The sequence below is a fragment of the Streptomyces sp. cg36 genome, assembly GCF_041080675.1.
Lineage (GTDB): Bacteria > Actinomycetota > Actinomycetes > Streptomycetales > Streptomycetaceae > Streptomyces.
Genome location: NZ_CP163520.1, coordinates 7,517,237 through 7,530,625, shown reverse-complemented (window position 1 = coordinate 7,530,625; position 13,389 = coordinate 7,517,237). Strand labels below are relative to the sequence as shown.

10 protein-coding genes are annotated in these 13,389 nt (G+C 73.7%); 5 read left to right on the top strand and 5 right to left on the bottom strand.

Annotated features, from left to right (window positions below; genetic code table 11):
- Nucleotides 1-60: 60 nt before the first annotated feature.
- Together AB5J87_RS33270 and AB5J87_RS33265 are read left to right on the top strand one after the other, a co-directional pair.
- Nucleotides 61-1,131: a Leu/Phe/Val dehydrogenase gene (locus AB5J87_RS33270; RefSeq protein WP_369382302.1), complete on the top strand. Its 1,071-nt coding sequence runs from the start codon at nt 61-63 to the stop codon at nt 1,129-1,131.
- A gap of 13 nt (nt 1,132-1,144) precedes the next feature.
- On the top strand, nt 1,145-1,759 hold the full coding sequence (locus AB5J87_RS33265; RefSeq protein ID WP_369382299.1) for a nitroreductase: 615 nt from the start codon (nt 1,145-1,147) through the stop codon (nt 1,757-1,759).
- Nucleotides 1,760-1,811: 52 nt separating this feature from the next.
- On the opposite strand, the gene AB5J87_RS33260 is transcribed toward AB5J87_RS33265, so the two are convergent.
- The 4 genes from AB5J87_RS33260 to AB5J87_RS33245 all read right to left on the bottom strand — a co-directional run bounded on the left by AB5J87_RS33260 (nt 1,812) and on the right by AB5J87_RS33245 (nt 9,540).
- The gene (locus AB5J87_RS33260) at nt 1,812-2,951 is read right to left on the bottom strand and encodes a serine hydrolase domain-containing protein (protein ID WP_369382297.1); all 1,140 of its coding nucleotides are present in this window, start codon (nt 2,949-2,951) and stop codon (nt 1,812-1,814) included.
- A 135-nt stretch (nt 2,952-3,086) separates the two neighbouring features.
- Nucleotides 3,087-4,556, bottom strand: a complete 1,470-nt coding sequence (locus AB5J87_RS33255) for a M1 family metallopeptidase (protein WP_369382295.1) — start codon at nt 4,554-4,556, stop codon at nt 3,087-3,089.
- 69 nt (nt 4,557-4,625) lie between these two features.
- Nucleotides 4,626-8,567, bottom strand: a complete 3,942-nt coding sequence (locus tag AB5J87_RS33250) for a Pls/PosA family non-ribosomal peptide synthetase (protein WP_369382292.1) — start codon at nt 8,565-8,567, stop codon at nt 4,626-4,628.
- Nucleotides 8,568-8,874: 307 nt separating this feature from the next.
- The gene (locus AB5J87_RS33245) at nt 8,875-9,540 is read right to left on the bottom strand and encodes a lytic transglycosylase domain-containing protein (RefSeq protein ID WP_369382290.1); all 666 of its coding nucleotides are present in this window, start codon (nt 9,538-9,540) and stop codon (nt 8,875-8,877) included.
- 202 nt (nt 9,541-9,742) lie between these two features.
- Between AB5J87_RS33245 and AB5J87_RS33240 the strand changes: the two genes are divergently transcribed.
- From AB5J87_RS33240 to AB5J87_RS33230, 3 genes are all read left to right on the top strand, one after another.
- Entirely contained in the window at nt 9,743-10,834 is a 1,092-nt protein-coding gene (locus AB5J87_RS33240) for an alpha/beta fold hydrolase (protein WP_369382288.1), read from the top strand.
- A gap of 79 nt (nt 10,835-10,913) precedes the next feature.
- The gene (locus AB5J87_RS33235) at nt 10,914-11,108 is read left to right on the top strand and encodes a hypothetical protein (RefSeq protein WP_369382286.1); all 195 of its coding nucleotides are present in this window, start codon (nt 10,914-10,916) and stop codon (nt 11,106-11,108) included.
- A gap of 105 nt (nt 11,109-11,213) precedes the next feature.
- Entirely contained in the window at nt 11,214-11,774 is a 561-nt protein-coding gene (locus AB5J87_RS33230; RefSeq protein ID WP_369382284.1) for an ABATE domain-containing protein, read from the top strand.
- Between the two features lie 93 nt (nt 11,775-11,867).
- Here AB5J87_RS33230 and AB5J87_RS33225 read toward each other — a convergent pair whose 3' ends face one another.
- The gene (locus tag AB5J87_RS33225) at nt 11,868-13,364 is read right to left on the bottom strand and encodes an IMP dehydrogenase (protein WP_369382282.1); all 1,497 of its coding nucleotides are present in this window, start codon (nt 13,362-13,364) and stop codon (nt 11,868-11,870) included.
- Between the last annotated feature and the right edge of the window lie 25 nt (nt 13,365-13,389).

Below are 13,389 nucleotides of genomic sequence, written 5' to 3'. Positions count from 1 at the left end.
GGCGGGCTCCGGGGCGGAGCCGCCGGTCCGTCCGGCCCGGACGGGATGTTGAGGTGGGACATGAGTGTGTTCGACGAGATGGACGGGCACGAGCAGGTGCTGTTCAGCTCGGGCCCCGGTGGGCTCAAATGCGTCATCGCCATTCATTCGACCCTGCTGGGCCCGGCGCTCGGCGGCGTCCGCTTCCTTCCGTACCGCAGCGACGACCAGGCCGTCGGCGACGCGCTGCGCCTGTCCCGGGCCATGACGTACAAGGCGGCCTGCGCCGGTCTCGACATCGGCGGCGGCAAGGCCGTCATCTTCGGCGGCCCGGGCGTGGAGAAGTCGGAGACGCTGCTGCGCGCGTTCGGGCAGGCCGTCGAGAGTCTCTCCGGCCGGTTCATCGCCGCCTGCGACATGGGCATCACCACCGCCGACCTGCGGGTCATGCGCAAGGAGTCGCAGTGGATCCGGGGGCTCGACGTCGAGGAGGGCGGATCCGGTGAATCGGGCGCCATGACCGGGTACGGGGTGAGCCTCGGGATCCGGGCGTGTCTGCGCCATCTCGACGGCACCACGGACTTGACGGACCGTCATATCGCGATCGACGGCGTCGGAAAGGTCGGCTCCGGCCTGGCGGCCCTGCTGGCGGAGGGCGGGGCACGGCTGACCGTCGCCGACATCGACCAGGAGAAGGCGGAACGCGTGGCCGACGCCTGCGGGGCGGAGGTCGTGAGCCGCGAGAAGCTGTACCTGCTGGACGTGGACGTCCTGAGCCCCAACGCGATCGGCAACGTCATCGACACCGACCTCGTCGACAAGCTCCGCTGCCGCGTGATCGCGGGCGGGGCCAACAACCAGCTCGCCGCGCCCGCCGTCGCCGAACGGCTCGCCGCCCGCGGCATCCTGTACGCACCGGACTTCGTGATCAACGCGCTCGGCCTGATCCAGGTCGTCGACGAACTCCACCCGGCCGGGCACGACATGGACCGGGTCCGCAAGCGCGCCGAGCTGATCCCCGACCGGCTCGTGGAGATCTTCACCCGGGCCAAGCACCTCAACATCAGCACCGCGGCGGCGGCGACCGGCATGGCCCGCGACCGGCTCGCGGCGGTGCGCGGCGTGCGGTCGTTCTGGCTGCCGCCGCGGTGAGGGGCCACCGCTGATGGAACTGGAAGCCGCCATCCGCACCCGCCGCAGCGAGCACCGGCTGATCGAACCCGCCCCGAGCGACGAGGAGTTCGTCGACCTCCTCGCCTGGGCGGCGACCGCGCCCGACCACGGCCGGCTGCGCCCCTGGCGGTGGATCCTGGTGCGCGGGGACGGCCGTACGGCGCTGGGCGCGGCCTTCGCGTCCGACGCCACCGACGCCGAGTCCGTCCGGCGCGCGGCGCGCAAACCGCTGCGCGCCCCGCTGCTCGCCACCCTGGTCTTCGTCCCGCAGCGCAACCATCGCGTACCGGCCTGGGAACAGCTCGCCGCGAGCAGCACCATGGTCAACTCGCTGACGCTGCTCCTGCACGACCGGGGCTTCGGCAGCATCTGGCGCACCGGCACCGCCGTCGAATCGGCCGCCACCCGGCTGCTCCTCGGGCTGGCCCCGGGCGAGCGGCTCATCGGCTGGCTCTACATCGGCAGCCCGGACCCCACCCGGCGCGCCGTCGTGCGCGCCCCGGCCCCGGTCGGCCACCGGGTCTCGGCGTTCACACCCCCGGCCGCCGCACCCGCTGCCCCGCACACCGGTCCCGTCGCCGGGGCCCTGGCCCCGGCGCACAGCTGACCGGGCGGACCGCGACGGGTTCACGGGGCCAGGAGCCCGGTGAACCCGTCGGTCAGCGGCACAGGACGGCGGTCATGGCCCCCGCCGCCGCCCCGCTCTTGGGGACGGGAGGCTGGTGCTTCAGATCCGCCGCGAGGTCGAACAGGTTGGCCGCGAGCACCAGTTGGCGCCCGCCATCGGCGGTGATGAGGGACATGCTCGTATATCCCGGCCCGCCGCCGTCGGTCTGCCACACCACCGTGGGCGCGCCGCCCGGTGTGCCGCACGGCAGCTCCGCGCGCCGCACCCCGAGCGCGTACCCCGACGCCGCCGGGAGGTCCACCGTCCGCTGGAGTTCGCGCTGCTGCGCGGGGAGCAGCAGACGGCCGGTGAACAGCGCGCGGGCGAAGCGGGCCAGGTCGTCGACGGTGGAGATCATGGCGCCCGCCGTCCAGTCGTAGGAGGGGCTGAACCGCGTCACATCGCGCCGCTCGAAGTCGTATCCGTGCAGGTGCGGGCCGGGTACCCCGCTGTCCGTCACGGGGAACGAGGTGTGCGTCAGACCGAGCGGGGCGATGATGCGGCGGTGGATCTCCTCGGGTGCGCTCCGGTGGGTGACCGCCTCGATGACCAGCCCGGCGAGCAGGTAGTTGGTGTTGGAGTACGCCCACCCCCGGCCGGGCCGGAACAGGGGTGCGTGCCGCACGGCCATCCCGATCACCTGGCGCGGGGTGTACACGTGGTCCCAGTCGTGGTCCTCCAGATAGGGGGCGAAGAAGCCGGGCTCGGTGGTGGGGTCGTAGATCCCGGAGGTGTGGTTGAGCAGTTGGCGTACGGTCACGGCCGTGCCGTCGTTGCCGTGTCCGCGCACCACGCCCGGCAGCCACCGCTCGACGGGGTCGTCGAGCGAGAGCCGTCCCTCTCCCTCCAGCTGGAGCAGCACCGTGGACACGAACGCCTTCGTGTTGCTGGCGATGCGGAACCGCTGGCCGGGCCGGGCCGGCTCACCGGTCGCGAGGTCCGCGGACCCGGCCGCCGCCCTGGACTCCCCGCGCCCGTCGCGCGCGTACGCCACCACGCCCGGGAATCCGTCGGTGACCATCTGCCGGACGGCCGACCGCAGACCGTCGGACGGCGGCACCGGAGCGGCGGCGCCCGCCTCCGCCACGGGAACGGCCACCAGCAGCACGGCGGCGGACAGCAGGGTCCGCACCGCGGCCCTGCCCCCTCGCCTCTTCCTCGGCTCTCGCATCGCACTCATACGGCCATGACACCATCGCCGCACCGGCCCCGTCGCTCCGGCCGTCCCCCCGGTCCTGCGGGGGAAAACCCCAGGTGGCCCCGCTCGTCAGGGCGCGTCCGGCAAGGGCGGCAGTCGCCGCTCGTACAGCCATGAGTGGAAGAAGGCGGTCAGGTCCCGGCCGCCCGCGTGCCGCTGCGCCAGGGCGATGAACTCGGCCGTCCCGGCGCTGGCATGGCGGTAGGTGGTGGCCCACGCCCGCAGCGCCGCGAAGAACCGGTCGTCGCCGATGGTGGTGCGCAGCGCGTGCAGCGTGCACGCTCCCCTGGAGTAGACGCGCTCGTCGAAGAGCTTGGCCGGGCCCGGATCGCCGATCCGCACCCGCCCGGCGTCGTCGTCGAGGTCGGACCAGCTGTCCGCGGCGAGGGCGGCTGCGGTGGGCCCGCCGCCGTGTTCCGACCACAGCCACTCGCAGTAGGTGGCGAACCCCTCGTTCAGCCAGATGTGCCGCCAGTCCGCCAGGCCGACGCTGTTGCCGAACCAGTGGTGTGCCAGCTCGTGGGCGACCAGGTGTTCACTGCCGCGCCGCCCGTCCACGTGGTTGACGCCGAAGAGGGAGAACGTCTGGTTCTCCACCGGCTGGTCCAGCACCGCGTCCACCACGACCGCCCCGTACACCTCGAAGGGATACGGTCCGAAGAGCCGCTCGAACAGGCGCATCATCTGCGGCTGGCGCCCGAAGTCGTGCGCGAACGCCTCGGTCAGCCGGGCCGGATGGGCGTTGCGGATCGCCACCGGCCCGCCGCCCTGGGTGGTGAAGGCGAACCGGCCGATGTTGAGCGTCGCCAGATAGCTGGCCATCGGCCCGCGGTGGTCGTACGTCCAGGTGGTGGCGCCGCCCGGGGCCGGGGAGCGGTCGGCGAGGACCCCGTTGGCGACCACCTGGTGGCTCTCGGGGACCGTGACCGCGATGCGGTGGGCCGCCTTGCTGCCGGGGCGGTCGTTGCAGGGGAACCAGGAGGGCGCCCCCAGCGGCTGGCTCGCCACCAGCACCCCGCCCGGCGAGCCCTGCACGTAGTCCCAGCCGATGTCCCCGAAGGGGGTGCGCAGGGGCCGGGGCCGCCCCGCGTACCGCACCTCGGCGGTGAACGCCCGCCCCGGTGGCAGGCCGCGCGCCGCCTCGATCCACAGTTTGCCGCGCCGGTGCGTGAACCGGGCATCGGCGCCGTCCAGGCGCACGGCGCCGACGTCCAGGTCGGACGAGAGGTCGAGGCCGACGCGGCCGACGGCATCGCGGCCCGTCACCCCGCTCACCCGCGCCCGGGCGTCCAGCGCCTTCGCCTCCGGCCGGTAGGTCAGCCGCAGGTCGTAGGCGGTGGCGCGGAACGCGGGGTCGCCGTGGTCGGGGAAGTAGGGACCGGCCGCCGGGCCGCGGTTGCCGTCAGCCATGTCCCCGCCGTCCCCGTCGCTGTCCTGGTCCTTGTCGTCGGGGTCCGTCCGCGCCGCCCCCGTCGCCGCGCCGTACACGGGAAGTGCCAGCGCACCGGCGACGAACGCCCGCCGAGTCCAGCCACACACGCTCGGGTCTCCTTGTGGGGGTGGGGGTGTGGGGGCCCACGCCGTGCGCGCGGGCCCCCGGTCGCGGCCTCATGCCGGTACGGCCGCGGGTTCGGCGTGCGGTACCGGGTCCGGGGCGGTGCGCGCCGTCCAGGCGGACACCGGGTTGCCCAGCCAGCGCGTGTGCGCGGGCACTTGCTCACCCCGCATGACCAGCGACGACGGGCCGACCACCGAGGTCTCGCCGACGGCCGAGCCGGGCAGCACGATGGAGTGCGGCCCCAGGGTGGCGCCCTTTTCCAGCCGTACGCCGTCCACGCGCATGATCCGGTCGTGGAACAGGTGCGTCTGGAGCACACAGCCCCGGTTGACGCTCACCCCGTCGTCCAGGCGCACCAGATCCGTCTCGGGCAGCCAGTGGCTCTCGCACCACACCCCGCGCCCGATGCGCGCGCCCAGCGTCCGCAGCCAGGCGTTCAGGAACGGCGTGCCGGTCAGGGAGTTGCCGAGCCAGGGCATGGCCAGCTCCTCGACGAAGGTGTCGAACAGCTCGTTGCGCCAGACGAAGGAGCTCCACAGCGGGTGCTCCCCCTGGGCGAACCGGCCCACCAGCAGCCATTTGGCGAGCGTCGTGGTCAGACACGCCACCACTCCGGCCGTCGCGAGGAGCGCGCCCGCCACCGCCCCGGCCAGCGTCCAGCCGTCCAGGTCGACGACTTCCTGGAGGACGACGAACAGCACGTCCGCGAGGACGGCCGTGCACAACAGCGGTACGACACGGCACAGTTCGACGGCCGCCCGGGCGAGCACCACGCGCCGGGGCGGTGCGAACGTACGGCTGACATCGGCCCGTTGAGCCGCGCGGGCCACCGTGAAGCCGGGCCTGCCGAGCCAGGAGGAACCGGGTTCGGCGTGGCCGGGCGCGTCCGACAGCACGCCGACCAGGGCGCCGTCGGGCAGCTCGCGGCCGGGGCCGACGATGCCCGAGTTCCCCACGAACGCCCGGCGTCCGACCGCCGCCGTGCCCAGCCGCACCCAGCCGCCGCGCGTCTCGTACGGCGCCGCGAGGGCGTCGTCCGCGAGGAAGGCGCCCTCCCCGACCGTCAGCAGCGAGGGCAGGGTGAGCACGGTCGACAGTTCGGCGCCGCGTCCCACGCGCGCGCCCAGCAGCCGCAGCCAGACGGGGGTGAACAGGCTGGCGTAGAACGGGAAGAGGGAGCCCCGGGCCTGGTCCATCAGCCGGGCGGTCAGCCAGGCGCACCAAGCGGCCCGGCCGTACGCCGGATGGAAGCCGGGGCGCAGGGCGCGCCCGGCCAGCCGCACCGCCACCACCACGAGCGAGGCGTAGCAGGTGGCCGTCAGCACGGTCAGCGGCGCGGCCATCCACAGCAGATCGGCGAGCAGCACACCGAGGGACCTGTCCTGCCCGGCGAACTCGTACAGCAGGGCGAGGGCCGGGGCGAGCGCCAGCAGGGGCAGCAGGTTGAAGCCCAGCAGGGCGGCGCCGTACGCCCAGCGCCAGGTCCGCGCCCGGTGGTGTTCCGGGGCCGGCCAACCCTCACCGACGGGGGCGGCGTCGCGGCGGGCCGGCACGCCGGTCCAGCGCTCGTACGGCGGAACCGTCCCGTCCAGGGCGGCGCCGGGCGCGAGCTCGGCGCCCTCGCCCACCTCGGCGCCCGGGAACAGCATCGAACGGGCCGCCACCCGGGCACCGGCGCCGACGCGCACCTCACCCAGGTGCAGCACGTCGCCGTCCAGCCACCAGCCGGCGAGATCGGCCTCCGGCTCGATCGCGCACCCGTCACCGAGCCGGGCCAGTCCGGTGACGGGCGGCATGGTGTGCAGCACGACGTCACGGCCCACCCGGCAGCCGAGCGCGCGGGCGTAGAGCGCCGCCCACGGGGTGCCGAGGAGCGCGGGGACGCCGAACGCGGACACGGCCCGCTCGGCCGCCCACAGCCGCAGGTGCACGGCGCCGCCCCGGGGGTGGGTGCCCGGCCGCATGCCCCGGGTCAGCAGCCGGGCCAGTCCCGCGCCGACACCGAGGCGCGCGGGGGCGCTGTACAGCGCGGCCCACCCGGCGAGCACCACCCACCAGGAGGTGTGCGGCGCCCAGGGCAGCGGGCCCAGCAGGTTGTCGAGCGCCGCGAGCGCCACCAGCCAGCGCAGGCCCGTCACGGTGAACAGCGCGGCCAGCACGAGGCCCTGCACGGCGCCGGCCCGGCGGGGCGTCGGCCGCACCACTCGGCGGGTCCCGGCCGACCGGCCGAAGGAGTCCAGCCGTTCGGCGAGCGCGCGCAGCCCTGAGCAGTGGTAGACGTCCGCGACGGAGACCTCGGGGTGGCGCGCGCGCAGCGCGGAGACCAGTCGCGCGGCGGACAGGCTGGTGCCGCCGAGCACGAAGAAGTCCGCCCCGCCCGTCACCGGGACGCCGAGCAGGTCCTGCCAGAGCTCCGCCAGCCAGGCCGCCGTCCCGGTCAGGGGCTCCTCCCGCGCGGCGTCCTCCCCCGTGGGGCGGGCCCGGGGCAGCGGCCAGGGAAGGGCGTCGCGGTCGACCTTGCCGGAGGTGCGGGTGGGCAGGTCTTCGACGACCGCCAGGACCGGCACGAGTGCGGGCGGCAGCCGGTCGAGGAGCCGGGCCCGGGCGGCGTTCGGGTCCAGGCCGCCCCCGGCCGAGGTGTCGTCGGGGACGAGGTAGCCCGCCAGGACCTGGGCGCCGCTGGTGGTGGTGCGCACCGCCGCGGCAGCCGCCCGTACGCCGGGCAGCGCCCGCAGCGCGGCGTCGATCTCGCCGAGTTCGATGCGCCGGCCGCCGATCTTGACCTGTTCGTCGGCGCGGCCGAGGTAGACGAGCCCCTCGGGTTCGGCGCGGACCAGGTCGCCGCTGCGGTAGGCGCGCCGGTACGGCAGGGCGGGGTGGGCCGCGAACCGTTCGGCGTCCTTGGCCGGGTCGAGGTAGCGGGCGGTGCCGACGCCCGCGATGACGAGTTCACCGCTCTCGCCCCAGGACACGGGGTCCCCCTGGGCGTCCACGACGGCGATCCGCCAGCCGTCCAGCGGGGTGCCGATGCGCACCGGTTCGCCGGGCGCGCAGCGCGTCGCACAGGCGACCACGGTCGTCTCGGTCGGGCCGTAGGTGTTCCACATCTCGCGGTCCGCGCCGAGCCGGTCCACCAGCTCGGCCGGGCACGCCTCGCCGCCGACGATCAGCAGCCGCACCCGGTCCAGGGCGGCGGGCGGCCAGAGCGCGACGAGGGTGGGGACGGTCGACACCACGGTGATGCCCCGCTCGACCAGCCACGGGCCGAGGTCGACACCCGCCCTGACCAGCGAACGGGGTGCCGGAACCAGGCAGGCGCCGTGCCGCCACGCCAGCCACATCTCCTCGCAGGAGGCGTCGAAGGCGACGGAGAGTCCGGCGAGCACCCGGTCTCCGGGGCCCAGCGGCTCCTTCTGGAGGAACAGCCGGGCCTCGGCGTCGACGAAGGCGGCGGCGGAGCGGTGGGTGACCGCGACGCCCTTGGGCGTGCCGGTGGTGCCGGAGGTGAAGATGATCCAGGCGTCGTCGTCGAGCGAGGGCCCGCGCCGCTCCGCGCGGGGCGGCACCCCGGGCCGGGCGGCCACCGCGCGTCCGGCGCCGATCACCGCGCACACCTCGGCCTCGGCCCAGATCACCTCGGTGCGTGCGGCGCCGTCGTCGGCGTCGACCGGTACGTACGCCGCTCCGGTGTGCAGCACCGCGAGGATCGCCACGTACAGGTCCGCCGTTCCGGAGGGTACGCATATGCCGACCCGGTCCCCCGCGCCGATCCCCATGGCTCTCAACTCACCTGCCACCGAACGGACTTCGGCCATCAGCGTGCGGTAGTCGAGCACTCCGGTCCCGGCGTCCAGGGCGGGCGCGGTGGGGTGGGTCCGCTCGGTCGCCTCCAGGATGTCGAGGAGCGTTCTGGCGGACGGCGGCGGCACGGGACGCCAGAGCGTCGCGTCGTTCGGCCGACGGGTCGGCGGCTCCTGCGGTGGTGAGGTCATCCGGGGCGCCGAGGGTGCGTATCGCGGTTGCGGACTCAAGAAACTTCCTTCGGACGTGCGCTCCGCGCGTGACTGGGCGCGGATTGAACGTATAGACAGATGCGCGCGGAGTTGCGGCGGTTCGTACCGAAAGGACAAACACCGCACCAAGAGTCGGCCGACTGTTCGCCAAATCCGTTCGAATGCGGGAGCGGGGAACACCGCCTGCGCGCGGGTAGTTGACGGGCCGTCCGGCGCCGGGGAGTCCGGTCGGGCGGCCGGAATCAGGGCCGCGCGCCGACGCGCGTGACCGCGGATCCGGCGCGGCTCAGCCCCGTACGGCCGCGCCGGCCTTGTCCCAGTTGTCGCGCAGCTTTTCGAGGTACGACTGGGCCTGGGGTCCGGGCCTGACGCCCCGGGCGAAGGCCAGCATGTTGCCGCCGCCCGTGTTGTACCCGAGCGCGAGGAGCTCGTCCTTGGTGTAAGCGGCGGACTTCCGCGAGGGCAGCTGCGCCGCCAGGTCGTGCAGGTGCCAGGCCGCCGCCTCGATCGCCAGGTTCCGGTCGTCGGGCAGTTCGTCCCAGCGCCGGTCGGCGAAGTCCCGGCCCTTCTTGGTGTCGTCGAAGGCGGCCCGGTGCATGTTGGCGATGCCGAAGGCCGCGTCGGGCTTGTAGCGCTGCCAGGAGCGTTCGAGAGCGGGGTCGTGCGGCTTGTACGCCTCGTTGTAGAGGATCGCCATGAGCAGCTGCGCGCCGACACCGGCCTTCTTGGCGTACGTGCGGACCGGCGCCGCGTAGTCGGCCGGGTCGTAGGCGCCGCCGCGGCCGGGCTTGGCCGTCGGGCGGCTCGGTGAGGCGGCGGAGGCCGAGGGGTGCTTCTCGGGTCCGGCCGCGTTCCGCGCCTCCGGTCCGTCACCGCCGCGCGTCCAGGCCCAGAAGGCCAGCGCGACGACCGGGAGCACCAGCCACCACTTGCGTCCGCGCCGTACCGCCATCGCCGCCCTCTTCCCCGGAACCGACGGGCTCCAGTCTAGGCACGGCCGGCCGGAGTCCCGCCCCGCCCCATGCGCCCACCGCACGGGACCGGCCGCGTCGACGATTTTGCGTCACCTATTTGACCGGTGATGCGCTCTGTGCCACAGTCGATTCCATCGCGCACCGCCGGTACACGTGGATGGACGAACGAGGGGGCTTCACATGATCAACAGGCGTGGGTTCGGCAAGGCCCTGGGGCTGGGCACCGGGGCGGCGGCCGTGTCCCTGACCGGGCTCCCCACCGCGCGGGCCGCGTCCCCCGCCCCGGTGCGCACGGCCACGGCGCCGGGCATCTCGACGTCAGGTCCGGCACCGTCCAGCGCCGCGGCTGCCACCCCCGGCACCCGCCCGACATTTCCGCGGATCAAGCAGGTCAGGGCCGGTCTGCTGAACGTGGGCTACGCCGAACTCGGCCCCGCCCGCGGCCCGGCCGTCATCTGCCTGCACGGCTGGCCCTACGACATCCACAGCTACATCGACGTGGCGCCACTGCTGGCCGATGCGGGATACCGGGTGATCGTGCCGTACCTGCGCGGCCACGGCACGACGCGCTTCCTCTCCGGCCGGACGTTCCGCAACGGCCAGCAGGCCGCCGTGGCGCTCGACGTGATCGCCCTGATGGACGCCTTGAAGATCGAGAAGGCCGTGCTGGCCGGCTTCGACTGGGGTTCGCGCACCGCCGACATCATCGCGGCGCTCCGGCCCGACCGCTGCAAGGCCCTGGTGTCGGTGAGCGGTTACCTCGTCACCAACGTCGAGGCCAACCAGAAGCCGCTGTCACCGCGGGCCGAGCACACCTGGTGGTACCAGTACTACTTCGCCACCGAGCGCGGTCGCCTCGCCATGGAGGACGCGAAGCTGCGGCACGACCTGACCAGGTTCGTCTGGGAGACCGTCTCACCGACCTGGGACTTCGACGACGCCACCTTCGAGCGCACGGCGGCGGCCTTCGCCAACCCCGACTACGCGGCCGTCGTCATCCACAACTACCGGTGGCGGCTGGGTCTCGCGGACGGGGAGCGCCGCTACGACGCCCTGGAGAAGCGGCTGGCCGCGCGGCCTGTCATCGGGGTCCCCACCATCACCCTCGACCCCGAACGCGACCCGTTCACGGCCCCGGGCAACGGCGCCGCGTACCGCGACCGGTTCACCGGCGCGTACGAGCACCGCACCCTGACGGGGATCGGCCACAACCTGCCGCAGGAGGCGCCCGGCGCCTTCGCCCGGGCGGTCATCGACGTGGACGGTTTCTGACGGCATCGCACCTGCGCCACCCACCCAACAGGTGGTGCACGCACCGCATCACCACCCACCGCCCGAACGGAGTCCAGCCATGGAAAGCACCCACGTCACGGACGGCGCGGCGGCGGTACGCCGAGCACGGTTCGGCAATCTGCCCGCGCGCATCCGCCAGGAGGACATGGTCGAGGAGAAGGCGGCCACCCCGAGCGACCCGGCACGGCACGACTACAACCCCGAGGGCTCCTGGCGGTCCTTCTCGTGCCTGGCCGTCGACCTGGGACTGTGACCCGCGGGACCGTACGGGCGGGCCCGCTCCACCGCCCCGCCCGTCCACCGCTCCAGCCGGTGACGCGCACTTGCCGAGCCCATCGTCACCTGCCAAAATGGTGATGTGAACCTCGACCATGTCTTCGTCTGCGGAAGCCCGGCGCTCGACTTCGCCGCCACGCTCCGCGCGCGCCGCTCCCTGCGCTTCGAGATGTTCGCGACGCCCGACAGGCTGAACGCATGGTACGTGGAGTCCGGCATCGTGGACGCGGTGTCCCCCTGCGAGGAGGCCGACGTCGACCGGGCGGCGACCGTCCGGGAGGCCATGTACCGGCTGATCACCGCACGGCGTCTGGACGAGCCGTACGACGGTACGGACCTGACCGTCCTCAACAACGCGGCGCGCGAGCCCTCGGCCGTACCGCAGCTCACCCCGTCGGGCCGATGGACGCAGGCGACACCGGAGGAGGCCCTCTCGATGGTGGCCCGCCTCGCCATCGAGCTCCTGAGCGGACCGGACGTGCCCCTGCTCAAGGAGTGCGGCAACCCGGAGTGCACCCGCACCTACATCGACCGCTCACGCGGCATGCGCCGCCAGTGGTGCGGCATGGAGTCGTGCGGCAACAAGATCAAGGCAGCGGCATACCGCGCCCGCAAGAAGACGGAACCGACGCCGGCCCACTGACACCGCCGACCGGTTGGCGGCCCCGAGCCGATCCGGCGGGGCGAGGGCGGGGAACGGCAACTCAGGCTCGCCCCCTGCCCCCACCCGCACCCGCTACGCCAGCGTCGCCGGGGTGTCCCGCACCGTCACGTTGGCGTGGCTCTCCTGGAAGCTCTGGTCCGAGACCAGGGTCAGTCGGGCCGTGGACTGGAACTGCGGCAGCGTGGTGGAGCCGCAGGAGACCATCGTGGTCCTCAGTTTCGCCACCGTCAGGGCGAGCCCCTCGTTCAGGTCGCCCGCGTACGGGACGTAGCCGTCCACGCCCTCTTCGAAGAGCAGCCCCTGGCCGCCCTGGCCGTAACGCTGCCAGTTGCGGGCCCGGCTCGAGCCCTCGCCCCAGTACTCCTTCACGAACCCGTCGCGGGTGGGCACCTTCGCGCCCGCCGCCTGGTCGAAGCGGGCGAAGTAGCGGCCCATCATCACGAAGTCCGCGCCCATCGCCAGCGCGAGCGCCACGTGGTAGTCGTGCACCAGCCCGCCGTCGGAGCAGATCGGCACGTACTCACCGGTGCGCTCCAGGAACGCGTCCCGGGCCGCCGCGACGTCCAGCACCGCGCTGGCCTGACCGCGCCCGATGCCCTTCTGGTCCCGGGTGATGCAGATGGAGCCGCCGCCGACCCCGACCTTGACGAAGTCCGCCCCGGCCTCGGCGAGGAAGGTGAACGCCTCACCGTCGACCACGTTGCCGCCACCGACCGGGATCTCCGGGTAGTGCTTCTTCACCCAGGTCAGCGCCTGTGCCTGCCAGTCGCTGTAGCCGTCCGACGAGTCGAAGCACAGCGCGTCCGCGCCCGCCTCCAGCAGGGCCGGCACGCGCTCCTGGTAGTCGTGGGTGTTGATGCCCGCGCCCACGCGCAGCCGCTTGGCGCCGTCGACGAGCTGGTGCGGGAAACGCTTGTTGTCCGCGTAGTCGGACCGGAACACCAGGTGCTGCAACCGCCCCTCGCCGTCCAGCACCGGCAGGCAGTCGAGGCGTTCGTCCCACAGGCGCGCGTTGGCCTCGGAGAGCGTGATGTCGGGCCCGGCGTGCGGCAGATCGGCGATCGCGGTCATCCGGCCACCGACCGGGCCCGCCAGATCGTGCCGCTGGGGGTGGAAGTCCCGGGAGGTGACCAGGCCGAGCAACCGGCCCCCGGCGCTGCCGTCGTGGGTGACGGCGGCGGTGCTGTGCCCGGTGCGGCGCATCACGTCGACGAGGACGCCCAGGCTGTCGTCGGGGCGGACGTTGGTGTCGCTGGTGACGAATCCGGCCTTGAAGTTCTTCACCTGGCGGACCGCGGCGGCCTGGTCCTGGATCGACTGGTTGTGGTGCAGGAAGCTCAGTCCGCCGTTGCGCGCCAGCGCGATCGCGAGCTCCGGCGTGCTGACGGCCTGCATGATCGCGGAGGTGAAGGGCGACCGCAGCTCGATCGCCGCTGCCTCGCCCGCGATGTGCCGCACCAGGGGCGTACGCAGGTCGACGGTCGCGGCCGAGCAGTCGGTCCGGGTCCTGTTCGGCAAGAGCAGGAACTCGTTGAACGTCCGTGAGACCTCGGCGATGATCTGAGCCACTCGTTCCTCCTGACCGGTCGGCCGG